This window comes from Microbacterium istanbulense (assembly GCF_037204145.1).
GTDB lineage: Bacteria > Actinomycetota > Actinomycetes > Actinomycetales > Microbacteriaceae > Microbacterium > Microbacterium istanbulense.
This window is the reverse complement of record NZ_JBBDGN010000006.1, coordinates 55,782-79,187: the sequence shown is the minus strand read 5'-3', so window position 1 is coordinate 79,187 and position 23,406 is coordinate 55,782. Positions and strand designations below refer to the sequence as shown.

Sequence of the window (23,406 nt, the reverse complement as noted above, 5' to 3'; positions counted from 1 at the left end):
CCCGTCTGCTCTTCGGAGTAGACGGGGCCTTCTTCGTTGTGTTCGGTACGCTCAGGGGGTGACCTCACTCGTGGAGCTGCTGCGCGCACCAGACCTCGCGGATGCCCCGTACGCGTATGCGGCGACGGCACCGGCAGGCAGCCGTTTCATCTTCCTGGCGGGCGCCTGTCCCCTCGCCGATGACGGATCCACGGCGCACCCAGGAGACGTTGTCGCACAGGCCCAGCAGTGCGTGGAGACGCTACGAGGGGCGTTGGATGCTGCGGGCGCGCACCTGAGCGATGTCATCAGCACCCGTGTACTCGTCGCGTCGGCCGACCGCGCGGATCTTCACGCGGCGTGGAAGGTCGTCAGCGCCGCATTCGGCGACCATGATGCGCCCAGCACCCTGCTCGGAGTCACGGTGCTCGGTTACCCCGACCAACTGGTCGAGATCGAGGCCGTCGCTGCCGTCGCGGCCACCTGAGCGCTGTCCACCTGGCAGAAACTCACGCCAGGATGGCCGCCATCCACGCGCGACCGGGCACACGCTCCCCTAGGCTTCAGGCATGCTCGATCGCGCTGACTACTTTGCCGCAAAGCTCACCTACGAAACGGATGCCAGCGACCTGTATGCGTCTCAGCAGGCCGGCGAAGACATTGTTGTCGTCGACGTGCGTTCGCGCGAGGCATGGTCGCAGGGGCGCCTTCCTGGCGCCGTGCATCTGCCCTACCGGGAGATCGCGTCCCGCGCACCCGAGGAGATTCCCGCGGATGCCGACGTGGTCGTCTACTGCTGGAGCCCCGGATGCAACGCAGGCGCCAAGGCCGCGCTCGAATTCGCGCGCCTGGGGTACAGCGTGCGCGAAATGATCGGCGGATTCGAGTATTGGGTGCGCGAGGGATACCTGGTCGAGGATGCCGATGGCGCACACCACCGACCGGTTGATCCACTCACGGGGATCCCCCGCGTGCGCTCCACGGTCTGATCTCTCACACCGGCAACGAGAAAGGCCCCTGGACGAATCCAGGGGCCTTTCTGCTGAGTTCTCAGCGGGCGAAGTGACCGCGGTAGTACTCGTACACCCAGCCGACGATGGCGACGACGAAGATCGCCAGACCGATCGGAAGCAGGAAGTGTCCGACGGCGAGGCCGATGAGGAACACCGCAGCCGACGCGGCTAGAACGATCGGCCACCACGACCAGGGACTGAACTCACCGAGCTCGGGGTCACCGTCGTCGATGTCGGCCGTGAGGATGTCCTCCGGGAGTTCACCACCCTGCGCGCGGTGCGTGCGGTGCAGGTAGAACGCGATCATCGCGCTCATGAACGCGACGAACAGCAGGGCAACCGTGCCGACCCACTCGATCGCGGTGACGATCGGGCGGTCAGGGTGAGCGATGATGTTCCACGCCGTGTAGACGGCGGCGACGATCACGAAGAAGACGGTGAGGATCCACCACAGGATGACATTGTCGCGCATGGCTTACTTGGCCTCTCCAGCTGCGGCAACAGGGTGCTCGGCTGCTTCAGGGTGATTCAAGTCGAAGGCAGGACGCTCACTGCGGATGCGCGGGATCGACGTGAAGTTGTGACGCGGCGGCGGGCACGAGGTCGCCCACTCGAGCGAGCCACCGTAACCCCACGGGTCGTTGACGGTGACCTTGGGCGCCTTCCGCGCCGTGATCCACACGTTCAGGAAGAACGGCAGCATCGAGGCACCGAGGATGATCGAGCCGATGGTCGACACCTGGTTGCCCCAGACCCAGCCGTCAGCGGCCGAGTAGTCACCGTAGCGACGCACCATGCCGTCCACACCCAGCCAGTGCTGGATGAGGAAGGTCATGTGGAAGCCGATGAACAGCATCCAGAAGTGCACGTAGCCGAGTCGCTCGTTGAGCATGCGTCCGGTCCACTTCGGCCACCAGAAGTAGAAGCCGGCGAACATCGCGAACACGACGGTTCCGAAGACCACGTAGTGGAAGTGGGCGACGACGAAGTACGAGTCGCTCAGGTGGAAGTCCAGAGGCGGCGCGGCGAGGATGACACCGGTCAGACCACCGAAGACGAACGACACGAGGAAGCCGAGCGAGAACACCATCGGCGTCTCGAACGTCACCGAACCGCGCCACATGGTGCCGATCCAGTTGAAGATCTTCACACCGGTCGGAACGGCGATGAGCATCGTCATCAGCGCGAAGAACGGCAGCAGAACCGAGCCGGTCACGTACATGTGGTGAGCCCACACCGCGACCGAGAGGGCCGCGATCGCGATGGTCGCGTATACCAGGGTCTTGTAACCGAAGATCGGCTTGCGGCTGAACACCGGGAAGATCTCGGAGACGATGCCGAAGAACGGCAGCGCGATGATGTACACCTCGGGGTGTCCGAAGAACCAGAACAGGTGCTGCCACAGGAGCACACCGCCGTTGGCGACGTCGTAGATGTGCGCTCCGAGCACACGGTCGGCGCCTGCGGCGAAGATCGCGGCGGCGAGCACGGGGAACGCCATGAGGATGAGGAGGCTGGTGATCAGCGTGTTCCACGAGAAGATCGGCATGCGCCACATGGTCATACCAGGGGCACGCATCGTGATGATCGTGGTGATGAAGTTCACCGCACCAAGGATGGTGCCGAAACCGGACATACCCAGACCGAGCATCCACAGGTTTCCACCCGCACCGGGCGAGAAGGTCGCGTTGGCGAGCGGCTGGTAGGCGAACCATCCGAACGATGCCGCACCCTGCGGGGTGAGGAAGCCGGCGACCGCGATCGTCGATCCGAACAGGAACAGCCAGAAGGCGAAGGCGTTCAGACGCGGGAAGGCGACATCGGGTGCACCGATCTGCAGCGGCAGGATCGCGTTCGCGAAGCCCGCGAACAGCGGCGTCGCGAACATCAGCAGCATGATCGTGCCGTGCATCGTGAACAGCTGGTTGTACTGCTCCTTCGTCGGCACGATCTGCATGCCGGGCGCGAAGAGCTCTGCGCGGATGACGAGAGCCATCACGCCACCGAGCAGGAAGAAGAGCACCGAGGCGATCAGGTACATGTACCCGATGGTCTTGTGGTCGGTGGAGGTGATCCACTTGACGACGATGTTGCCCTTCTGCTCCACGCGGGAGGAGCTGAGCAGCGCCGCCTGGCGCGGCGGGATCGTCGTGGGACGAGGGGCCTGGGGTTCAGCGGTGGTCGTCATGTCTTACTCCTCGTGCTCGCCGCTCGTGGCAGCACCCGTGCCCGGGAAGTTGCCCAGACGGTCGTAGGCGTCGTTGATGTCGCCCGTGTTGCCCTCAGCCTCGAGCTCCTCGAGGTAGGCGTCGTACTCAGCCTGCTCGACGACCTTCACATTGAAGAGCATCATCGAGTGGTACTCACCGCACAGCTCGGCGCACTTTCCGTCGTACTCGCCGACGCGAGTCGGCGTGAAGGACCACGTGTTGTCCTTGCCGATGTACATGTCCTTCTTGTACAGGAAGTCGATGATCCAGAACGAGTGGATCACATCACGCGACTGCAGGTGGATGGTGACCTTCTGGTCGACCGGCAGCACCAGCGTGGGCAGCTGCTCCTTGTCGATGTTGCCATCCTTGTCGGGCTGGGCCTGGATGCCCATCGTCCACACGGCGTCAGAGTTGTCCTCTTCCTCGCCGTTGTACTGGAAGTCCCACGCCCACTGCTTCGCGATCGCGGTGATCTCGACGTCAGGGTTCTCCCACTGCGTCTCGATCTCGGTCTGGTCGCGCGCCGTGAAGAAGAACATGCCCAGCACGAGGATCAGCGGGATCACCGTGTAGAGGATCTCGATCGGCATGTTGTAGCGCAGCTGCACCGGCAGACCGGTCTGTCCCTTGCGGCGGCGGTAGGCGATCACTGCCCAACCCATCAGACCCCAGGTGATGAGGCCGACGGCAAGCAGGACGATCCAGGAGTTCACCCACAGATCCGAGACACGCTCGGTCTGGTTCGTGGCAGCCGGACCGCCCTCGACGAAGCCTGGGAGGAAGCCGTTCAGCTCGGTGGGAGTACATCCCGCCAAGACCACGGCTGCCGCGACTCCCACGGGGAGTGCGGCCCAACGAAGGCGGCGTTTCGAGGGCACGATGCACCTTTCAGATCACGAACAAGGGCAACCCAAGTCTAGGGCAACCTCACACCTGATTCATGCCAACCACGCAGGTTGGATGGTGTCTCAGTGGAAGCTGTCGCCGCACGCGCAGCTGCCGGCTGCGTTGGGGTTGTCGATGGTGAAGCCCTGCTCCGAGATCGTGTCCTTGAAATCAATGGCAGCGCCGTCGAGGTAGGGAACGCTCATGTTGTCGACGATGACCTCGACACCGTCGAAGTCGACGGTCTCGTCGCCCTCGAGGTAGCGCTCGTCGAAGTAGAGCTGGTAGATGAGGCCGGAGCACCCGCCCGGCTGCACAGCCACGCGCAGGCGCAGGTCGTCGCGGCCCTCCTGCTCCAGCAGGCTCTTCACCTTCTGGGCGGCGGCGTCGGTGAGGGAGACGCCGTGGGCACGAGTCTGCTCGGTCGAGGTGGTCGTTGCGGTGTCGCTCATGTCACTCCTTGAAACGGGCAGCACATGCTGCTGCCCCGATTCTACCGCCGTGGCGCCGTGCGGGGCCGAGGGCACTCCCCCGGCCCCGCATCGGTCTCCGCGATCAGGACGCCGCAGCTCGCGCATTCATGCGCGTCAGCAGCAGTGCCTCGGTGCGCACCGCGTTGCGGAACGTCTGCAGATGCAGCGACTCGTTGGGGCTGTGTGCGCGCGAGTGCGGGTCTTCGACACCGGTGACGAGGATCTGAGCGCCGGGGAACTCGCGCACCAGGTCGGCGATGAACGGGATCGATCCGCCCACACCGAGGTCCACGGGGTCGACGCCGTATCCGTCAGCCATCGCACCGCGCGTGAGCTCTACCGCCCAGCCGGACGTGTCGACGAGGAAACCGTCGCCGAGGTCGACGTCGGTGAAGGTCAGCTCGGCTCCGAACGGGGCGCGTGCCCGCAGGTGTCGCTCGATGGCGGCGTAGGCATCCTTGGCGTCCTGCCCCGGCGCCACACGCGCACTGATCACGACGCCGACCTCGGGCAGCAGCGTGTTCGAGGCCGCTTCGACACTCGTCGCGTCAATCCCGGTGATGGTGATCGACGGCGAGTTCCAGATGCGGCCGAGGATGCTGTCCCGCCCCACCGGGCTGACGCCGGGCAGCAGGCCCGTCTCCTCACGCAGGGTCTCTTCGCTGTAGGGCGGCGTGTCGGCGCTTCGTGAGGTCATCCCCTCGACCGCGACCGCGCCGTCAGCATCCCACAGGGTGGCGAGCAGGGTGACGGCGGCCATCATCGCGTCGGGCACCGCACCACCGAACATGCCAGAGTGCGACGCGTGCTCAAGGGTGCGGACCCGCAGCGTGAAGCGGGCGTTGCCGCGCAGCGAGACCGTCAGGCCCGGCGTCTTGTCGTCGAGGTTGCCGGAGTCGGCGACGACGATGGCGTCCGCCCGCAGGGCATCCGCGTTGTCGCTGAGGAAACGGGCGAACGATCGCGACCCGTATTCTTCCTCTCCCTCGATGAAGAGGGCGATGCCGAGGTCGAGGTCGTCGCCGAGCGTCTCCCCCACGGCACGCAGGGCGGCGATATGCGCCATGATGCCCGCCTTGTCGTCCGCCGCGCCGCGGCCGTAGAGGCGGCCGTCACGCACGGTGGGCTCGAACGGAGGCGTCTCCCAGAGCGCATCGTCTCCGGGCGGCTGCACGTCATGGTGCGCGTAGAGCAGGATCGTGGGGCGGCCGTTGCGGGCGGCGCGGGTGGCGAGCACGGCGGGCTGTCCGAATTCTTCGGTGTCATCGACGTGTGCGCGCAGCACCTTCACGTCGTCGAAGACGCCGGTACCGCGGGCGAGATCGGCGACAGCATCGGCGCTGCGCTCCAGCTGCGTCTGGTCGAAGGCGGGCCACGCGATGCCGGGGATGCGGACGAGCGCACCCAAGTCGGACAGCGCGGCGGGGATGCCGAGTTCGACGGCTTCGCTGACGGCGGATTCGGTGGTGGCTGTTGCCGGAGATTCTGACGAGGTCATGCGAGTAATCTTAAGGCGACCCCCAACAGCGAACTGAGGTTGCCGTGCCCACTCCCACTCCTTCGACGAACGACGACGCCCCCGAGACCCAGGGTCCCGGCAAGGGCCGAGCCACGCCGACGCGTGCGGAGCAGGAGGCCGCCCGCCGGCGCCCGCTGGTGGCCAACACCAAGGAGGCGCGCGCGGCCGCGAAGGCCGACCTGCAGGCGCGCCGCGAGCGCGCCCGCATCGGCATGGAGCAGGGCGAGGACAAGTACCTGCCCGCCCGCGACAAGGGCCCGCAGCGCCGTTGGGTGCGCGACTATGTCGATGCCGGTTGGCACCTCTCCGAGTGGGTGATGGCCGCGATGCTCGTGGTTATCCTGCTCGCGCTCGTGCCGATCGCCAGCCTGTCGCTGTGGTCGATGGTCGCCCTGTGGGCCTACATTCTGCTCGCCGTGGCCGACATGGTCATCCTCAGCATCCGGGTGAAGCGGAAGGCGGCCGAGAAGTTCGGCGCCGAGCGTCGCGAGAAGGGTCTGGGCTGGTACGCAGCCATGCGCTCCCTGCAGATGCGCTTCATGCGCCTGCCGAAGCCGCAGGTCAAGCGCGGTCAGTACCCGGCCTGAACGCCACCCGCGCGGCGGGCTCCGTGATCAGCGCCCGAGCGCGCGCAGCCCGCGGTTGATCTGACGCGCCCACAGCGGGCCGCGGTAGAGGAACGCGGTGTACCCCTGCACGAGGGTCGCGCCGGCATCCAGTCGGGCTCGTACGTCTCCTGCCGTCTCTACCCCGCCTACGGCGATCACACAGAAGTCGGCGGGAACGGCCGCCCGCACGACCTCGAGCACTTCCAGCGAACGCGCCTTCAACGGGGCTCCGGAGAGGCCACCGGCACCGGCCGCCTCGATGATGGCGGGATCCGTGCGCAGCCCGTCGCGAGAGATCGTCGTGTTGTGCGCGATGATGCCCGCGAGCCCCTCGGCGACCGCGAGCTGGGCGATCGCCGTGATCTCGTCATCGGGCAGATCGGGGGCGATCTTCACCAACAGGGGGGTCTTTCCCGCAGCCGCCTTGACCGCGCGCAACAGCGGCGCGAGCGTCTCGACCGCCTGCAGGCCACGAAGCCCCGGGGTGTTCGGCGACGACACGTTCACGGCGAGGTAGTCGGCCAGCGGAGCAAGCCGCGTGGCGGATGCCACATAGTCGGCAACAGCGTCCTCGACCTCGACCACCCGACTCTTGCCGATGTTCACGCCGATCACGGCCCGCGGCGCACGACGACGGAGCTTCGTCAGACGTTCGGCGGCAGCATCCGCTCCGGCGTTGTTGAACCCCATCCGGTTCACGACAGCGCGGTCGGGGATCAGGCGGAACAGTCGCGGCTTCGGATTGCCGTCCTGCGGGATCGCGGTCACCGTGCCGACCTCGATGTGCCCGAAGCCGAGCGCGTCGAGGCCGCGCACGCCGACGGCGTTCTTGTCGAAGCCCGCGGCGACCCCGAACGCGGAGGGGAACGTCAGACCCAGCGCACGCACCTGCTGCCCCGGCGTCGGCCTGGTGAGGGCGCGCGTGACCCAGGAGAACGGACGGGCGCCGAGCACACGGACGACGGCCATGCCGGCATGGTGAGCGAACTCGGCGTCGAGGCGCGACAGGACAGTGCGGAAGAAGATGGGATACATCCCCGCCAGGTTACCGCGCGGGCGCGTCGCTCTCTGACGCCTCGGCCTTGGCATGGTCGGATCGCAGTTCACCGATGGCGCTTTCGAAGTCCTCGAGCGAGTCGAACTCCTGGTACACGCTCGCGAAGCGCAGGTACGCGACCTCGTCGAGTTCCCGAAGCGGACCGAGAATGGCGAGTCCGATCTCGTTGGTGTCGAGCTGCGAGACACCCGTCTGGCGGACGGCCTCCTCGACGCGCTGGGCGAGCACCGCGAGGTCTGCCTCTGTGACGGGGCGTCCCTGACACGCCTTGCGCACGCCGGAGATCACCTTGTCACGGCTGAAGGACTCCATGACACCCGAACGCTTGATGACCATGAGACTTGCGGTCTCGGTGGTCGAGAACCGACCGCCGCATTCGGGGCACTGGCGCCGGCGGCGGATGGACAGGCCGTCGTCGCTGGTACGCGAATCGATCACGCGGGAGTCCGGATGCCGGCAGAAGGGGCAGTGCATGATCCCCTAGCGTACGCGGTCGCCGGTCGACGAGGCCGTATCCTCGCTGAATCGCGCCTCGACGGCGTCACCGTGGGCAGGCAGGACCTCAGCATTGGCGAGCGTGACGACGCGCTCGCGCACCTGCGCAAGTGCGTCGCGGTCGTATTCGATCACCTGCTGCGGGCGCAGGAACGTGTACGCGCCAAGTCCCGACGCGTAGCGTGCCTGTCCCCCCGTGGGCAGCACGTGATTGCTGCCAGCCATGTAATCGCCGAGGCTCACGGGAGTGTGTGCCCCGACGAAGACCGCGCCCGCGCTCGTGAAACGCTCGGCCACTGCGGCAGCATCCGCCAGGTGCAGCTCGAGGTGTTCGGGAGCGTAGGCGTTGCTGAAGGCCACCGCGGTGTCAGCGTCGTCGACGAGCACAATCGCCGACTGCGGTCCGTCGAGCGCGGCCGCGACACGCTCACGGTGGTGCGTGCGCGCTGCCAGGTCGGTGACCGCGACTGTGACACGCTCGGCGAGGGCAGGCGAGTCGGTGACGAGCACGGCGGATGCCTGCTCATCGTGCTCGGCCTGGCTGATCAGGTCGGCTGCGATGAGCCGTGCGTCGGCGTCCGCATCCGCGACGATGAGGATCTCGGTCGCGCCGGCCTCAGAATCGGTCCCGACGACGCCGGCGACGGCACGCTTCGCCGAGGCGACGTAGTTGTTGCCGGGGCCGGAGACGACGTCGACGGGGTCAAGACCGAGTTCATCGACGCCGTGGGCCAGGGCACCGATCGCTCCTGCTCCCCCGATCGCGTAGACCTCGTCGATGCCCAGGAGGGATGCCGCGGCAAGGATGGTCGGGTGCACTCGTCCGTCGAAGGCGGCCTGCGGCGGCGACGCCAAGGCGATCGCCTGCACGCCGGCGACCTGGGCGGGAACGACGTTCATCACGACGCTTGACGGGTAGACCGCCTTTCCGCCCGGGATGTACACGCCCGCCCTGTTCACGGGCTGCCAACGCTGCACGATACGTGCGCCGGGGCCGATCTGCGTCGTCTGCGCGGCGGGGACCTGCGCGGTGGACGCCTGCCGCACGCGAACGATCGCTTCTTCGAGTGCGGCTCGCACGGCTGGGTCGACGGATGCCGCAGCCTCGGCGATCTGCTCGTCCGGCACACGCAGGGCGTGGTCTTCGACCCGATCGAACTGGGCGGCCTGTTCACGCAGCGCTTCGACGCCGCGCGCACGTACGTCCTCGACGATTCGGGCGGCCGCCTCGAGCGCCTCTGCCCGCGCCTGCGTTGCGCGGGGGACGGCGGCAAGCATGCCGGCGGGAGAGAGCTTCTGCCCTCGGAGATCGATGGTGCGCACGCACTCAGCCCTTCGTGATGTCAGTGATGTCGTGGAGGTATCCGATGCGACCGTCGTCGTGGCGCACGACGTAGGCACCGTCGCGGTCTTCGATCACCAGCGTCCACGCGGTCGGGCCGATGCGGAACAGTGGCTCGCCGTTCTCGTCGTGCACATCGCGCTCGCTGCCGGCCAGAATCCAGAATGGCTGGCCGACGTTACGACTGTCGTCGAGGTCGCTTTCGTCGGTCTGATCCCAGGAACGGTCATCCGCGCCGTCGCTGTCGTCGCGAATCACGAGCGTCTCCGACAGCGCGCCGAACAGCGGGCTCTCATCGAACCCGTCGTCACGCTGGTCCCCCCGCGTCTGCTCACCGGCGGCGGCGTCGTGGGCATCATCGGCACGGGCTTCGTCAGTGGTGTCTTCGTCAGCGGTGGCTCCGTCAGTGGTGGCCCCGTCAGCGGTGGCCCCGTCAGCGCGGGCATCGTCAGCCGCGGATTCGCCGGCGGTGTCGTCCGCAGGCTCATCGTCATCACGCCGGCGCGAGCGTCGGGCGTAGCCGGGCACATAGTCGCTCTCACTGATCGAGACCGACGTACCCATGTCACCACCGGAGGCGTGAGAGGCGCTGCCAACTTGCGGAGTCAGCAGGGGTGCACCGAAGACGTGGGTAGCATCGGTGTCCCGATCGATCGCGTCCACCTGCTCCGCGTCATCCGGCTCATCAACCGCGGCGGGCGCGTCGACCGTGGCCGGCGCTGTCGCGGTCGCCTCCGTGGGTGCGGGCACAGGGTGCGGACGAGCGATCACAGGACGGACGGGGTTGGCGTTGCGGTGCGCCAGCGTCTCCATCCGACCCTGGAAATCTTCCCGAAGCCCAGGAACGAGAGGTGCGAACACGGTGAAGACGACAAGCGCGAGCGACAGCAGCAGCTGCAGGATCGGCACCCAGCCGAGCAGGTACAGGCCGGAGGCGATCGTGGCCGCGGTACCGCTCCAGACCTGCTGCGCCCAGTAGACCGCCGAGACCGAGAAGGCGACGGAGGCGAACTGGTCGATGCCGAGAGAGCCCACCCGGCGGATCCCCTCAGGCGAGAAGCGTCGCAGCACGATCAGGAAGACAGCGGCGGTGGGCACACCGATCGGCAGCACCCATTCGAGCCCGAGACCCCAGATCGAGGGGCCGGTCAAGAAGACGGGGAAGAACGACAGGATGAAGGCCAGCAGCCATGCCGAGACGATGAGCAGTTCACGCAACGTGAGCCCGAGGATGCCATACTCCGGTGCGACCTGATCTTCGTAGAGGACGCCATCCTCGGCAGGATCGGGTTCGCTCGTCTGCTGTGCGGTGCTCATACTGAGCTCCTTTCTGTCGCCGACGCGACCCGATCCTACCGAGGTCGGTTGCACGTCACCTGCAGATGTCTCTGTACGGCGTCAGCCCAGGCAGGTCGGGCCGAGCAGCGACTTCAGGTCGCCGAACAGGTCGGCGGACACCGAGACGGGCATCGGAACCTCGAACACCTTCGCCGTGCCGCCCCGGTGCACCCGCAGCACGACCTCGGTGTCACCCGCGTGGCGACGAAGCACCTCAGCGAGGTCGGTCATCACCCGCTCGGTGGCACGCTGCTCGGCGACGAGAAGCGAAAGCGGGCCGGCGGCGTCAAAGGATCCGATATCGGGCGCGAAGGCGGACTGCGCATGCAGATTGAGCCCGTCGTCGCGTCGTGACACCCGCCCGCGGACGGCGAGGATGGCATCCTGCTGCAGCACGTGCTGGAACTCGGTGTAGGTCTTGCCCATGAACATGACCGTCACCTCACCGTTGAAGTCCTCGATCGTGATCATGCCGTAGGGGTTGCCGCTCGCTTTTGCCACGCGGTGCTGCACACTCGTGACCAGGCCGGCGACGGTCACCTGGTCGCCGTCCTGTAGGTCTTCGGAGTTGTTCAGGTCATGGATTGAGATCGACGCGTGCTTGGCGAGCGGAACCTCCAGCCCCGCAAGCGGGTGGTCGGAGACGTAAAGGCCGAGCATCTCGCGTTCGAACGCCAGCTTGTCCTTCTTGGTCCACTCGGGCCGGTCGGGCACCTTCGCCGGCGGCGCCTCTTCCATCTCGTCGTACAGGCTGTCGAAATCGAAGCCGATCGCGCCCTGCGCTTCGTTTCGCTTGCGGTCGACGGCCGCTTCGACGGCATCCTCGTGCACTTCCATCAGGGCGCGGCGGGTATCACCCATCGAGTCGAAGGCACCCGACTTGATCAGCGACTCGACCGTGCGCTTGTTCGACACGTGCATCGGCACGGTGTCGAGGAAGTGGTGGAACGAGGTGAACTTGTCGTCCTTGCGCGCGGCGATGATGCCCTCGACGACGTTGCTTCCCACGTTGCGCACGGCGCCGAGGCCGAAGCGGATGTCTTCCCCGACGGCGGCGAAGTAGTTGATGGACTCCGAGACATCCGGCGGCAGCACCTTGATGCCCATGCGGCGGCACTCGTTGAGGTACAGCGCCATCTTGTCTTTCGAGTCGCCGACGCTGGTCAGCAGCGCGGCCATGTACTCGGCCGGATAGTGCGCCTTGAGATAGGCGGTCCAGTACGAGACGAGACCGTAGGCGGCAGAATGCGCTTTATTGAAGGCGTAATCGGAGAAGGGCAGCAGGATGTCCCACAGCGCCTTGACGGCGTCTTCGCCGTAGCCGCGCTCCTTCATGCCGCCCGAGAAACCCTCGTACTGCTTGTCGAGCTCGGACTTCTTCTTCTTGCCCATCGCGCGGCGCAGAATGTCGGCCTGTCCGAGGCTGAACCCCGCGACCTTCTGGGCGATCGCCATCACCTGCTCCTGGTAGATGATCAGGCCGTAGGACTCCTCGAGGATCTCCTTCAGCGGCTCTTCCAGTTCGGCGTGAATCGGCGTAATGGGCTGCTGGTTGTTCTTGCGCAGCGCGTAGTTCGTGTGCGAGTTGGCACCCATGGGCCCCGGACGGTATAGGGCGATGAGAGCCGAGATGTCGCCGAAGTTGTCGGGCTTCATCAACCGCATGAGCGAGCGCAGCGGCGGGCTGTCGAGCTGGAAGACGCCCAGCGTGTCGCCTCGGGCCAACAGGTCGTAGACGGCGCGGTCATCGAGGCCGAGATGCTCGAGGTCGAGTTCTTCACCTCGGTTGAGGCGGATGTTGTCGAGCGCGTCGGAGATGATGGTGAGGTTGCGCAACCCCAGGAAGTCCATCTTGATCAGGCCGAGGGTCTCGCACGACGGATAGTCGAACTGCGTGACGATCTGACCATCCTGCTCCCGACGCATGATCGGGATGATGTCGAGCAGCGGCTCAGACGACATGATCACACCGGCGGCATGCACGCCCCACTGGCGCTTCAGCCCCTCCAGCCCGAGCGCGCGATCGAAGACCGTCTTCGCCTCCGGATCAGTCTCGATGAGCGCGCGGAACTCGCTGGCCTCTTTGTAGCGAGGATGCTTCGCGTCGAACATGCCGCCGAGTTCCATGTCCTTGCCCATCACGGCCGGCGGCATGGCCTTGGTCAGCCGCTCCCCCATGCTGAACGGGAACCCGAGCACCCGGCCGGCATCCTTCAGAGCCTGCTTGGACTTGATCGTGCCGTAGGTGACGATCTGGGCGACACGCTCCGAGCCATACTTCTCGGTGACGTACTCGATGACCTCGCCGCGGCGGCGGTCGTCGAAGTCGACGTCGAAGTCGGGCATCGAGACGCGGTCCGGGTTGAGGAAGCGCTCGAAGATGAGGCCGTGCTCGAGCGGGTCGAGGTCGGTGATCTTCATCGCATAGGCGACCATGGATCCGGCACCGGAGCCACGGCCCGGACCGACGCGGATTCCGTGGTCCTTGGCCCAGTTGATGAAGTCGGCGACGACGAGGAAGTACCCCGGGAAGCCCATCTGCAGGATGATCCCGGTCTCGTACTCGGCCTGCTTGCGCACCTTGTCGGGGATGCCGTTCGGGTAACGGTAGTGCAGGCCGGCCTCGACCTCTTTGATCAGCCAGCTGTCCTCGGTCTCGCCGTCCGGGACCGGGAAACGTGGCATGTAGTTGGCCGAGGTGTTGAATTCGACCTCACACCGCTCGGCGATGAGCAAGGTGTTGTCGCACGCCTCGGGGTGGTCACGGAAGAGCTGCCGCATCTCCTGCGCGGTCTTGATGTAGTAGCCGTCACCGTCGAACTTGAACCGGTTGGGGTCGTCCATCGTCGATCCGGACTGGACGCACAGCAGCGCCGCGTGCGCATCGGCCTCGTGCTGGTGCGTGTAGTGCGAGTCGTTGGTCGCCACCAGCGGGATGTTGAGGTCTTTGGAGAGCCGCAGCAGGTCGGTCATCACCCGGCGCTCGATGGAGAGCCCGTGATCCATGATCTCGGCGAAGTAGTTCTCTTTGCCGAAGATGTCCTGGAACTCGGCGGCGGCTGCCCGTGCCGCGTCGTACTGGCCGAGCCGCAGGCGCGTCTGCACCTCGCCGGAGGGGCAGCCGGTGGTCGCGATGAGTCCCTTGCCGTAGGTCTGCAGCAGTTCCCGGTCCATGCGGGGCTTGAAGTAGTAGCCCTCCATGCTCGACAGGGAGCTCAGCCGGAACAGGTTATGCATGCCCTCGGTGCTCTGGCTCCACATCGTCATGTGGGTGTAGGCGCCCGAGCCCGAGACGTCGTCGCTCTTCTGATCGGGCGAGCCCCACTGCACACGCGATTTGTCGCTGCGGTGGGTGCCCGGGGTGACGTATGCCTCAAGACCGATGATGGGCTTGACCCCGGCCGCCTGCGCGGCGCGGTAGAACTCGAAGGCCGCAAAAGTGTTGCCGTGATCGGTGACGGCGATCGCCGGCATCCCGTAATCGGCGGCCGCCTGGGTCATCGCACCGATCTTCGCCGCACCGTCCAGCATCGAGTACTCGCTGTGGACATGAAGGTGCACGAAGGAGTCGGATGCCATGTGTCGATTCTACTTTCGACCGCCGACACCGAGGGCGCGGATAGGGTCGAGGAATGGCCACTCCTGACTTCGTGCTGTCGCTCCGTGAGCGCATCGGGCACGACCCGCTTCCCCTGATCGGCACGACGGCGATCGTGTTCCGCGATGAGAAGGTGCTGCTCGGCAAACGCGCCGACAACGGTTCCTGGCAGGCGATCGCCGGCATCGTCGAGCCCGGAGAGGAGCCGGCGGATGCCGCGGCACGCGAGTGCCTCGAGGAGGCGGGCATCGTCGTCTCGGTCGACCGTCTCGCCCTGGTGCAGCAGCTGCCACGCATCACGTACGCCAACGGTGACCAGGTCGACTACCTCGACCTCGTGTTCCGCTGCACCTGGGTCTCGGGCGATCCGCATCCTGCCGATGGCGAGCTGACCGAGGTCGGCTTCTACGATCTCGCGGCGATGGGCGACGTCGACCAGACCCACGTGCGCAAGATCGCCCTCGCCATGGCTGAGGACGACCCCGCGCACTTCCGTGGCGGCCGCGTCAAGCGGTGAGCCTCACGGGATCTCGTCGACGACGATCCCGGGAGGAGTTCGCAGCGTCGGGAGGAGACTCCCCTGCAGAGGAACCTCCCTACCCGGCGATCTCCTCCGCACGCGGCGGTCGGCGCTCACGACGAGTCACGCAGATCCCGGCGCATGAGCACACGGGGGAACCCGTCGAGGACCGAACCCGTATCCGCGGCCTTGACGAAGCTGGCCGCCTCGAACAGCGCCCTGGTTCCGACATAGGCCATGGTCTGGTTCACCTTCTCGCCCCGGTTGTCGAGCGGATAGGCCTCGACGGCCGGTGCTCCCTGCGACCGAGCGTGCGCGACGGCGCCCTCGACCAGGGCATGCGACAGTCCCTGCTTCCGGTGCCCTGGGCGTACGCGGATGCACCACAGTGACCACACGTCGAGGTCGTCCACCTGTGGGATCAACCTGTTCCGGGCGAAACTCGTGTCGCGGCGCGGATGCAACGCAGCCCATGCCACCGGCTCGCCGTCGAGGTAGGCAATGACCCCCGGCGCCGGATCGTGCTCGCACAGCTCACGCACGCGGTCTGCGCGGGCCTGGCCCCTCAGCGCGACGTTCTCCTTGTTGCCGATGCGGTAGCTCAGGCAGAAACAGACGTTGGATGCCGGGTTCTTCGGCCCCACGAGCGCGGCGACGTCTTCGAACACGGTGGCTGGACGCACCTCAATGGACATGTCGCCAGTCTGCCCGACCGGCCGCCGGGCCACGCGGATCGCAACCCCTGCGCGCGTCGTCGGGAGGACTTCGCCGCGTGGGGAGGAGGATCAGCGCCGAAAGCTCCTCCCGACCAAGAGATCTCCTCCCGAAGGAACGGCGGCTCACTCCCCGCGCAGAATCCCCAGTGCGTGCTGGAAGTCGTCGGGATAGGGCGAGGTGAACTGCACCCACTCCCCCGTCGCCGGATGCGTGAAAGCCAGCTGATGCGCGTGCAGCCACTGACGGGTGAGCCCCAGCCGGGCGGCCATCGTCGGGTCGGCTCCGTAGAGCGGATCGCCGACGCACGGATGCCGATGCGCGGCCATGTGCACGCGGATCTGGTGGGTGCGTCCGGTCTCGAGATGGATCTCCAGCAGCGAGGCACCGGGGAACGCCTCGAGCGTCTCGTAGTGCGTCACCGACGGCTTGCCCTCCGGTGTGACGGCGAACTTCCACTGGTGGTTCGGATGCCGTCCGATGGGCGCATCGATCGTGCCCACCAAGGGATCAGGATGCCCCTGCACCACGGCGTGGTAGATCTTCTCGACCGTGCGTTCCTTGAACGCCCGCTTCAGGGCGGTGTAGGCCTGCTCGGTCTTGGCCACCACCATGAGGCCACTCGTACCGACGTCGAGTCGGTGCACCACGCCCTGCCGCTCCGGAGCGCCGCTGGTCGCTACCCGGAATCCGGCCGCGGCGAGAGCTCCGACGACCGTCGGTCCCTCCCAGCCGAGCGACGGATGGGCGGCGACACCGGTGGGCTTGTCGACCACGACGATGTCGTCGTCGTCGTACACGATGCCGAGTTCCGGCACGGCGATCGGCACGATCTTTGGCTCTTCCTTGGGCTGCCAGCTCACCTCGAGCCAGCCGCCGGCGCGCAGCTTGTCGGACTTGCCGAGCACGACGCCGTCCAGCTCGACCCCTCCGGCTTCGGCGACCTCGGCGGCAAAGGTGCGTGAGAACCCGAGCATCTTCGCCAGCGCGGCGTCGACGCGCGTGCCGTCAAGACCGTCGGGCACCGGGAGCGAACGGGATTCCACGCTCAGCGCTCCTCCGCGCCCGTCGCCGGCGCCGCGTCGGCGGCGCCCTCGGCATCGGCATCCGTCGCGGACGCCTCGCGGTCCTTCTCGCGCACACCGTCGAAACCGACACCGCTGACGACCAGCAGCGCGACGGAGATCATGCCGGTGACGATAAAGATGTCGGCGACGTTGAACACGGCGGGCATCATCCACGGCATCGAGATCATGTCGACGACATGACCCACCGGGAATCCCGGCTCACGGAAGAGCCGGTCGGTGAGGTTGCCCAGGACACCGCCGAGCAGCAGGCCGAGCACGATCGCCCAGAGACGCGAGTTCAGCCCGAAGGCCTTCCACACGATCAGGCTCGCCACCACGGCGAGGGCGATGGTGAAGATCCACGTGACCTCGGAGCCGAGCGAGAACGCAGCACCGGGGTTGAGCACGTAGTACAGCTGAAGGAACTCACCGAGGACGGGAACCGGCTCCTGGTAGGGCAGGTTCTCGATCGTGAGCTGCTTCACAAACTGATCGGCGGTTAGCACGACCGCTGCGAGGATCGCAACGATCGCACCGGCCGCCGACCGACGAAGGGGACGACGTCCTGGCAACAGGAGTCCTTACAGGCCGATGGCCGAGACGGGGGTCGAGTCCGACGCGCCTGCCTTCTGGTCCAGGTCGCGCAGCTGGCCCTCGATGAGGTTGCGCAGCTTGCTGCGGTAGTCGCGCTCGAACTCGCGCAGCTCCGTGATACGACCCTCGAGCGTGTTGCGCTCACGGTCAAGACGCGCGGTCTCTTCGCGCTGCTTGGCCTCGGCCTCGGTGCGGATGCGAGCGACCTCGGCCTCAGCCTCGGAGATGAGCTGCTGACGCTTGGCCTCACCCTCGGCGATGTGCTCGTCGTGCAGGCGCTGCGCCAACTCGATGATGCCGGCCGTGGCGTTGGTGGCGAGGCCCTCGCTGGGAGCCGGAGCCGGCGTTGCGACCGGCGCGGCAGCCGCGGCGGGCTGCGCGTCACCAGACTCGAACGCGGCGAGCTTCGACTTCAGCTCGTTGTTCTCCTCGATGGTCTTGCGCCACTCGACGACGATCTCGTCGAGGTAGTCGTCGACCTCTTCCGGGTCGAAGCCATCCTTGAATCGGACGTGCTGGAACTCCTTGTGGACGACGTCATCCGGGGTCAGTGCCATGGTGGCTCCTCTTTCGATGAGTTCGGTGGCCGACCGGCGAGCGGCGGCACGATCTTTCATGCGGCGCGAACCCGGGGCGCGCACCTGGGAGCCAAGCATAGCCCCCCACCCTGAGTGGTGCGACGTCGCGCGCCGTTCAGGTTCAGGTCAGGGTGCGCACGATCGTCATCACGATCAGCACGACGAGCATGGTGAGCGCAAAGCCAAAATCCAGCGAGATCGTGCCGATCCGCAGGGGCGGCACGAGGCGCCGGAAGAAGCGGATCGGCGGGTCGGTTACGGTGTACACGGCCTCCGCGGCGACCAGCCCGAATCCCTTCGGACGCCACTCACGATTGAACATCGGAATGTAGTCCAGGATCAGGCGCGCGAAGAGCACCAGAATGTACAACGTCAGCACCAGTTCGACGATGCCGCCGACGATGCGGAGTACCTCGGCCACCCCGATCAGGAGTGGTCGAAGGCGGCCGAGTCGGCCTGCGCGATGCCACCCTGGCCCGAGACGGCGATGTTCTCGGGCGAGAGCAGGAAGACCTTGCTGGTGACCCGTTCGATGCGGCCATAGAGGCCCAGCGACAGGCCGCTGGCGAAGTCGATCAGTCGGCGCGCGTCGGCGTCGCTCATCTGCGACAGGTTGATGATCACCGGCACGCCCTCGCGGAAGTTCTCGGCGATCACCTGGGCGTCACGGTACTGCTTGGGATGCACCGTGAGAATCTCGTTGACCGCGCCGGCGGTGGGCTGGCGGACGGCCGTCGGACGGCGCAGCGGGGTCACGGGAGCCGGTGCGTTCTCCTCGTGGGTGATCTCGCGCTCACGCTCGCGCTGCGCGCGGCCGGGCGTCTGAGCCTGGGGCTGCTCCTCGTAGACCTCTTCCTCGTCGGCGAGGCCGAGATACACCATGGTCTTCTTCAGCGGGTTACCCATCGTGTCCTCCGGTTCGAACGTGTCGGGCTGGTCGGGTTCAGGTTAACCCCGGTCGGGCCGGGGTCCGGTGATTGCGGAGCCGATCCGCAGGTGTGTCGCGCCGGCATCGATCGCCGCCTCGAAGTCGCCGGTCATACCGGCCGAGATCCACGAGGCGTCCGGCTCGAGGGCGCGAACGCGAGCAGCCACCTCGTGCAAGCGGGCGAAGGCCGAGGCAGGCTCCTCATCCAGGGGCGCGACGGCCATGACGCCGCGCAGGCGCAGGGTGTCGAGACCCAGGACGTGCTCTGCGAGCGCGTCGACCTCCGTGACAGTGGCGCCTCCGCGGCCCGGGTCGTCGGTGAGGTTCACCTGCAACAGCACATCGAGCAGCCGATCGTCGACGGCCGCGCGATGCAGCGAGTCGGCGATCTTGACGCGATCGACCGAGTGCACCACGTCTGCGGCACGGCGGATAGCACCTGCTTTGTTGCTTTGCGCCTGCCCGATGAAGTGCCAGGTGAGGTCGAGCTCGTCGAGTTCCTCACGTTTGGCGGTGAGCTCCTGCTGACGGTTCTCCCCGACCTGGGTGACACCCAGCGTGTGCAGCTCGCGTACGAGCGACGCCGGGTGGAACTTCGTCACGACGATGCGGGTGATGCCCTCCGGGCGCCGCCCGGCCCGCCGCGCGGCATCGGCGATCCGTGTGTCGATCGCCGACAGCCGCGCCGCAAGGGTCACTTGAGGAACTCGGGGATGTCGATGTCGTCGTCGCTGAACGCCGGCTCGATGCTCGTGGCGACCGGGGCGGGCTTCGCGGCCACCGGAGCGGTCTCCTCGCGCTGCTCGGTCTCCTCGATCTGCACCTCGGGAAGCGTGGTCGCGGCCGGACGCTCGACGACCATCGGCTCCAGGCGTGGCGCCGGGGTGCCACCGTCGAAGCCGGCGGCGATCACGGTCACGCGCACCTCGTCGCCCAGAGTGTCGTCGATGACGGTTCCGAAGATGATGTTCGCCTCGGGGTGCGCGGCCTCCTTGACGAGGTCGGCAGCGTCGTGGATCTCGAAGATGCCGAGGTTCGAGCCACCCTGGATCGAGAGCAGAACGCCGTGGGCGCCTTCGATCGACGCCTCGAGCAGCGGCGACTCGACCGCGAGCTCGGCGGCCTTGATCGCCCGGTCGGCCCCACGAGCCGAGCCGATGCCCATGAGAGCCGAGCCGGCCCCCTGCATGACCGACTTGACGTCGGCGAAGTCGAGGTTGATCAGTCCAGGCGTCGTGATGAGGTCGGTGATGCCCTGCACACCGGCGAGGAGCACCTGGTCGGCCGTGGCGAATGCCTCGATCATCGAGATGCCGCGATCGCTGATCTCCAGGAGACGGTCGTTGGGCACGACGATGAGCGTGTCGACCTCTTCCTTCAGCTTGGCGACGCCGGCCTCGGCCTGGCTCTGGCGACGACGACCTTCAAAGGAGAACGGCTTGGTGACGACGCCGATGGTCAGAGCGCCGATCGACTTGGCGATTCGGGCGACGACCGGCGCGCCGCCGGTACCGGTGCCGCCGCCTTCTCCCGCGGTGACGAAGACCATGTCGGCGCCGGTGAGGGCCTGCTCGATCTCTTCGGCGTGATCCTCAGCGGCGCGGCGACCCACCTCGGGGTCCGCTCCGGCACCGAGCCCACGGGTGAGCTCACGCCCGACGTCGAGCTTGACGTCGGCGTCGCTCATCAGCAGCGCTTGAGCATCGGTGTTCACGGCGATGAACTCGACCCCGCGAAGGCCGAGGTCGATCATGCGGTTGACGGCGTTGACGCCGCCACCGCCGACGCCGACGACCTTGATCACGGCGAGGTAGTTCTGGTTCTGGCTCATGGCCGGCCTCCGTTTTTCGAGCCTGACGAGGGTTGAACCTTAAACCTCAACTAGAGGTATAAAGTATTTCCCGGTATTGCGTTCTCTCGAATCGAAGGTAAGCGCCGCGCCGACGCCTGCCCGGAGCGACACGGCGTGTCGGAGCGATCACTCACCCGATCCGCCCTCAGCAGGCTCGGACGGGCTCAGCCGACGACCGCGACGTCGGGTGAGGAGACGTCATAGCTGGTCGCGTCAGGGCGTGCGGCGATGAGCTTGTCGAGGGTGTACGCCTTGCGCGACGACTGCTCGGCGTTGCCCCACACGACCGTGCGGTCCCCCTCGAGCGTGAGCGTCACATCATCGACCGACGATGCCGCGACATCGGTGACGGTCTTGCGCAGCTCCGCCGGGAGCGATCGCATGACCAGCCCGGCGGACGCGAAGGCATCCGACTCGGGACCGCCGGTGATCTCGAGCAATGCGGCACCTTCCGGCCGCTCGGGTGTGGTCGACAGCACGACGCCGGCGGCATCCAGCAGCGAGTAGCCGGCATCCGTCTTCACCACACCGATCGGGGTGCGCTCGACGACCCGCACCAGCAGCTCGTGCGGCGGACGCAGCTCGAGGGAGTACGTCTCGATCATCGGGAACTCCAGCAGCGCGGACCTGACCTCACTGCGGTCGACCAGCGCAAGAGGCGTGCCGATCTGCCCGGCCAGCGCCGCCTCGACAGCATCCGCGTCGAGCGTCCCGGCGCCGGCGACGGTCACCTTCTCCACCGCGAACAACGGACTGTATGCCGCGATGAGCGTGCCCAGGACGAGAGCAGCCACGGCACCGATCGATCCCCACCACACCATGCGACGTCGGCGAGAGCGTTGCGTGAATCGGCGGATCTCGGCGCGCAGCGCCTTGCGTCGAGCGCGCGCGGCACGCCAGACGTCAGCGCTCGTCAGCGGGCGCCCCAGGGTTTCATCAGGGTCTGCGGCAGGAGGCACGGGCTCCGCGACGGACGGCGCCGGGCCAGACGGCACAGCTGATCCCGTCGTCTTGACGACCGGCGCCACCACGTCCGACAACTCGACCGTCTCGACCGTGTCCGCCGCCACCGGATCCGGCGCAGACTCGGCCACGGGCGCTGCGTGGACGGTCGGGCGCGCGCGGCGGCCGAGAGGCATCCGGAAGGCACCGGAGCTCGCCTCGTCTGCGGTCTCCTCGGGCTCGTCCGCTGGAGCCGGAAGAGGCGGGGGCCGACGCACGTCAGGCCTCGGGGATGCGCCGGAGGGAGTCGAGCACCTGCGGGATGATCTGATACACGTTGCCGCAGCCGAGGGTCACGACCACGTCGCCATCGCGGGCGACCTGTGCGGTGTAGTCGGCGGCGTCCTGCCAGTCGGCGACGAAGTGCACGTGCGTCGGGTCGGCGAAGGCTCCGCTGACCAACTCACCGGTGACGCCGGGCACCGGGTCTTCCCGGGCGCCGTAGACGTCGAGCATCACGGTGTGATCGGCCAGCTCTTCGAGCACCTCGGCGAACTCACGGTACATGTGCTGCGTGCGCGAGTACGTGTGCGGCTGCTGGATCGCGATGAGGCGTCCCGAACCAGCGATGCCGCGCATCGCCTCAAGAGCGGCGCGCACCTCGGTCGGATGGTGCGAATAGTCGTCGTAGACGTGCACGCCGCGCTCGGCACCGTGCAGTTCGAGACGACGTACGGTTCCCGCGAAGCCCTCCACCGCGTGTACGGCCGCGGCAAGATCATGACCGAGCGTCAAGAGCACGGCGACGACTCCTGTGGCATTGATGGCGTTGTGCGCGCCCGGCACGGCCAGTTGCATCCGCACGCTCACGCCCTCATACGTGACCGTGGCAGCCACAGGACCGTCCGTGACGATATCGCCCACGCGCACGTCAGCGTCATCGGCACGGCCGAAGGTGACGATGTTCTCGTGGCTGAGGCCCGCATGCACGCGCTGCGCGCCGGCGTCGTCGCTCGAGATCACGACCGCTTCGCTCGCCTCGTCGCCGAAGCGGATGAACGCGTCGTAGAACGCGTCCTCCGTGCTGAAGAAGTCGAGGTGGTCGGGGTCGACGTTGGTGATCAGTGCGATCGACGTGTCGTAGAGCAGGAACGTGCCGTCGGACTCGTCGGCCTCGATCACGAACAGCTCGTCGGCGCCCGATGCACTGGAGGCGCCGAGCTGCTCGATGACTCCGCCGTTGACGAAGTTCGGGTCGGCACCGAGCGCCTGCAGCGCCGTGACGAGCATTCCGGTGGACGAGGTCTTGCCGTGCGCGCCCGCGACGGAGACCAGCCGCCGCGTGCCGATCAGCCAGTGCAGCGCCTGCGAGCGGTGGATGACGTGCAGGCCGCGCTCCTTGGCGAGCACGAACTCCGGGTTCTCCGGCCAGATCGCGCCGGTGTGCACCACCGTGTCGGCGTCGCCGAGGTGCGCCGCATCGTGGCCGACGTACACCGTCGCGCCGGCAGCAGCGAGGGCACGCAGATTCTCGCTGTCGGCGCGGTCGGAGCCGGAGACACGGATGCCGGCGTCGAGGAACATGCGGGCGAGTCCGCTCATGCCCGATCCACCAATCCCGATGAAGTGGGCGGCGGTGATGTTCTCGGGGATCGGGAGGGTGAGGTCGGGTCTGATCATTTCCTGCCCAG

General features: G+C 67.1%; 24 protein-coding genes. 4 read left to right on the top strand and 20 right to left on the bottom strand.

Translation table 11 applies throughout. The features are described 5' to 3' along the window. Positions 1-58: 58 nt before the first annotated feature. Both WDU93_RS07820 and WDU93_RS07815 read left to right on the top strand, forming a co-directional pair. A complete protein-coding gene (locus WDU93_RS07820) occupies positions 59-466 on the top strand; it encodes a Rid family hydrolase (RefSeq protein WP_337319280.1) in 408 nt (135 codons plus the stop codon). Between the two features lie 82 nt (positions 467-548). After that, the gene (locus tag WDU93_RS07815) at positions 549-968 is read left to right on the top strand and encodes a rhodanese-like domain-containing protein (RefSeq protein WP_337319278.1); all 420 of its coding nucleotides are present in this window, start codon (positions 549-551) and stop codon (positions 966-968) included. 61 nt (positions 969-1,029) lie between these two features. On the opposite strand, the gene WDU93_RS07810 is transcribed toward WDU93_RS07815, so the two are convergent. The 5 genes from WDU93_RS07810 to WDU93_RS07790 form a co-directional block, all read right to left on the bottom strand. Continuing rightward, positions 1,030-1,464, bottom strand: coding sequence for a cytochrome c oxidase subunit 4 (locus tag WDU93_RS07810; RefSeq protein WP_337319276.1), 435 nt, complete (start codon positions 1,462-1,464; stop codon positions 1,030-1,032). 3 nt (positions 1,465-1,467) lie between these two features. Continuing rightward, positions 1,468-3,180 carry an aa3-type cytochrome oxidase subunit I gene (gene ctaD, locus WDU93_RS07805; protein WP_337319274.1) on the bottom strand — a complete coding sequence of 571 codons (1,713 nt, stop codon included), beginning with the start codon at positions 3,178-3,180 and terminating at the stop codon, positions 1,468-1,470. Between the two features lie 3 nt (positions 3,181-3,183). Further along, on the bottom strand, positions 3,184-4,083 hold the full coding sequence (ctaC, locus tag WDU93_RS07800) for an aa3-type cytochrome oxidase subunit II (RefSeq protein ID WP_337319272.1): 900 nt from the start codon (positions 4,081-4,083) through the stop codon (positions 3,184-3,186). A gap of 90 nt (positions 4,084-4,173) precedes the next feature. Further along, the gene (erpA, locus tag WDU93_RS07795; RefSeq protein ID WP_337319271.1) at positions 4,174-4,542 is read right to left on the bottom strand and encodes an iron-sulfur cluster insertion protein ErpA; all 369 of its coding nucleotides are present in this window, start codon (positions 4,540-4,542) and stop codon (positions 4,174-4,176) included. Positions 4,543-4,645: 103 nt separating this feature from the next. After that, entirely contained in the window at positions 4,646-6,061 is a 1,416-nt protein-coding gene (locus tag WDU93_RS07790) for a dipeptidase (protein ID WP_337319269.1), read from the bottom strand. Positions 6,062-6,105: 44 nt separating this feature from the next. On the opposite strand from WDU93_RS07790, the gene WDU93_RS07785 reads away from it, so the two are divergent. After that, positions 6,106-6,669, top strand: a complete 564-nt coding sequence (locus WDU93_RS07785) for a DUF3043 domain-containing protein (RefSeq protein WP_337319267.1) — start codon at positions 6,106-6,108, stop codon at positions 6,667-6,669. A 27-nt stretch (positions 6,670-6,696) separates the two neighbouring features. On the opposite strand, the gene WDU93_RS07780 is transcribed toward WDU93_RS07785, so the two are convergent. From WDU93_RS07780 to dnaE, 5 genes are all read right to left on the bottom strand, one after another. After that, a complete protein-coding gene (locus WDU93_RS07780; RefSeq protein WP_337319265.1) occupies positions 6,697-7,725 on the bottom strand; it encodes a quinone-dependent dihydroorotate dehydrogenase in 1,029 nt (342 codons plus the stop codon). 10 nt (positions 7,726-7,735) lie between these two features. Continuing rightward, entirely contained in the window at positions 7,736-8,221 is a 486-nt protein-coding gene (gene nrdR, locus WDU93_RS07775; protein WP_337319264.1) for a transcriptional regulator NrdR, read from the bottom strand. Between the two features lie 6 nt (positions 8,222-8,227). Then, positions 8,228-9,565 (bottom strand): histidinol dehydrogenase, encoded by a 1,338-nt coding sequence (hisD, locus tag WDU93_RS07770; protein ID WP_337319262.1) that lies wholly within the window; start codon positions 9,563-9,565, stop codon positions 8,228-8,230. 4 nt (positions 9,566-9,569) lie between these two features. After that, entirely contained in the window at positions 9,570-10,901 is a 1,332-nt protein-coding gene (locus WDU93_RS07765) for a hypothetical protein (protein ID WP_337319259.1), read from the bottom strand. Positions 10,902-10,982: 81 nt separating this feature from the next. Further along, positions 10,983-14,501: a DNA polymerase III subunit alpha gene (gene dnaE / locus WDU93_RS07760; protein ID WP_337319257.1), complete on the bottom strand. Its 3,519-nt coding sequence runs from the start codon at positions 14,499-14,501 to the stop codon at positions 10,983-10,985. Between the two features lie 53 nt (positions 14,502-14,554). Here dnaE and WDU93_RS07755 point away from each other — a divergent pair, with 53 nt between their 5' ends. Continuing rightward, positions 14,555-15,037 (top strand): NUDIX hydrolase, encoded by a 483-nt coding sequence (locus tag WDU93_RS07755; RefSeq protein WP_337319255.1) that lies wholly within the window; start codon positions 14,555-14,557, stop codon positions 15,035-15,037. Positions 15,038-15,153: 116 nt separating this feature from the next. Here WDU93_RS07755 and WDU93_RS07750 read toward each other — a convergent pair whose 3' ends face one another. The 10 genes from WDU93_RS07750 to murC form a co-directional block, all read right to left on the bottom strand. Further along, positions 15,154-15,735: a GNAT family N-acetyltransferase gene (locus tag WDU93_RS07750; protein ID WP_337319253.1), complete on the bottom strand. Its 582-nt coding sequence runs from the start codon at positions 15,733-15,735 to the stop codon at positions 15,154-15,156. A gap of 144 nt (positions 15,736-15,879) precedes the next feature. Then, a complete protein-coding gene (locus tag WDU93_RS07745; protein ID WP_337319251.1) occupies positions 15,880-16,800 on the bottom strand; it encodes an RluA family pseudouridine synthase in 921 nt (306 codons plus the stop codon). A gap of 2 nt (positions 16,801-16,802) precedes the next feature. Beyond that, positions 16,803-17,306 (bottom strand): signal peptidase II, encoded by a 504-nt coding sequence (locus tag WDU93_RS07740; protein ID WP_420064049.1) that lies wholly within the window; start codon positions 17,304-17,306, stop codon positions 16,803-16,805. A gap of 96 nt (positions 17,307-17,402) precedes the next feature. After that, the gene (locus WDU93_RS07735; RefSeq protein WP_337319249.1) at positions 17,403-17,972 is read right to left on the bottom strand and encodes a DivIVA domain-containing protein; all 570 of its coding nucleotides are present in this window, start codon (positions 17,970-17,972) and stop codon (positions 17,403-17,405) included. 142 nt (positions 17,973-18,114) lie between these two features. After that, on the bottom strand, positions 18,115-18,414 hold the full coding sequence (locus WDU93_RS07730) for a YggT family protein (RefSeq protein WP_337319247.1): 300 nt from the start codon (positions 18,412-18,414) through the stop codon (positions 18,115-18,117). A gap of 5 nt (positions 18,415-18,419) precedes the next feature. Further along, positions 18,420-18,899, bottom strand: coding sequence for a cell division protein SepF (locus WDU93_RS07725; protein ID WP_337319245.1), 480 nt, complete (start codon positions 18,897-18,899; stop codon positions 18,420-18,422). A gap of 42 nt (positions 18,900-18,941) precedes the next feature. Next, positions 18,942-19,619, bottom strand: a complete 678-nt coding sequence (locus tag WDU93_RS07720; RefSeq protein WP_337319243.1) for a YggS family pyridoxal phosphate-dependent enzyme — start codon at positions 19,617-19,619, stop codon at positions 18,942-18,944. After that, positions 19,616-20,752, bottom strand: coding sequence for a cell division protein FtsZ (ftsZ, locus tag WDU93_RS07715; protein ID WP_337319241.1), 1,137 nt, complete (start codon positions 20,750-20,752; stop codon positions 19,616-19,618). Before ftsZ ends, WDU93_RS07720 begins: the two co-directional genes overlap by 4 nt. Before the next feature lie 185 nt (positions 20,753-20,937). Then, on the bottom strand, positions 20,938-21,867 hold the full coding sequence (locus WDU93_RS07710) for a cell division protein FtsQ/DivIB (RefSeq protein ID WP_337319239.1): 930 nt from the start codon (positions 21,865-21,867) through the stop codon (positions 20,938-20,940). A gap of 127 nt (positions 21,868-21,994) precedes the next feature. After that, positions 21,995-23,395: a UDP-N-acetylmuramate--L-alanine ligase gene (gene murC, locus WDU93_RS07705; RefSeq protein ID WP_337319237.1), complete on the bottom strand. Its 1,401-nt coding sequence runs from the start codon at positions 23,393-23,395 to the stop codon at positions 21,995-21,997. Positions 23,396-23,406: the final 11 nt, after the last annotated feature.

Bases quoted from the DNA above. Each gene is read 5' to 3' on its own strand.
- WDU93_RS07815 (WP_337319278.1), top strand. From the start codon at position 549: ATGCTCGATCGCGCTGACTACTTTGCCGCAAAGCTCACCTACGAAACG.
- WDU93_RS07810 (WP_337319276.1), bottom strand. From the start codon at position 1,464: ATGCGCGACAATGTCATCCTGTGGTGGATCCTCACCGTCTTCTTCGTG.
- ctaD (WP_337319274.1), bottom strand. From the start codon at position 3,180: ATGACGACCACCGCTGAACCCCAGGCCCCTCGTCCCACGACGATCCCG.
- erpA (WP_337319271.1), bottom strand. From the start codon at position 4,542: ATGAGCGACACCGCAACGACCACCTCGACCGAGCAGACTCGTGCCCAC.
- WDU93_RS07790 (WP_337319269.1), bottom strand. From the start codon at position 6,061: ATGACCTCGTCAGAATCTCCGGCAACAGCCACCACCGAATCCGCCGTC.
- WDU93_RS07780 (WP_337319265.1), bottom strand. From the start codon at position 7,725: ATGTATCCCATCTTCTTCCGCACTGTCCTGTCGCGCCTCGACGCCGAG.
- nrdR (WP_337319264.1), bottom strand. From the start codon at position 8,221: ATGCACTGCCCCTTCTGCCGGCATCCGGACTCCCGCGTGATCGATTCG.
- WDU93_RS07765 (WP_337319259.1), bottom strand. From the start codon at position 10,901: ATGAGCACCGCACAGCAGACGAGCGAACCCGATCCTGCCGAGGATGGC.
- dnaE (WP_337319257.1), bottom strand. From the start codon at position 14,501: ATGGCATCCGACTCCTTCGTGCACCTTCATGTCCACAGCGAGTACTCG.
- WDU93_RS07755 (WP_337319255.1), top strand. From the start codon at position 14,555: ATGGCCACTCCTGACTTCGTGCTGTCGCTCCGTGAGCGCATCGGGCAC.
- WDU93_RS07750 (WP_337319253.1), bottom strand. From the start codon at position 15,735: ATGTCCATTGAGGTGCGTCCAGCCACCGTGTTCGAAGACGTCGCCGCG.
- WDU93_RS07735 (WP_337319249.1), bottom strand. From the start codon at position 17,972: ATGGCACTGACCCCGGATGACGTCGTCCACAAGGAGTTCCAGCACGTC.
- WDU93_RS07725 (WP_337319245.1), bottom strand. From the start codon at position 18,899: ATGGGTAACCCGCTGAAGAAGACCATGGTGTATCTCGGCCTCGCCGAC.
- ftsZ (WP_337319241.1), bottom strand. From the start codon at position 20,752: ATGAGCCAGAACCAGAACTACCTCGCCGTGATCAAGGTCGTCGGCGTC.
- murC (WP_337319237.1), bottom strand. From the start codon at position 23,395: ATGATCAGACCCGACCTCACCCTCCCGATCCCCGAGAACATCACCGCC.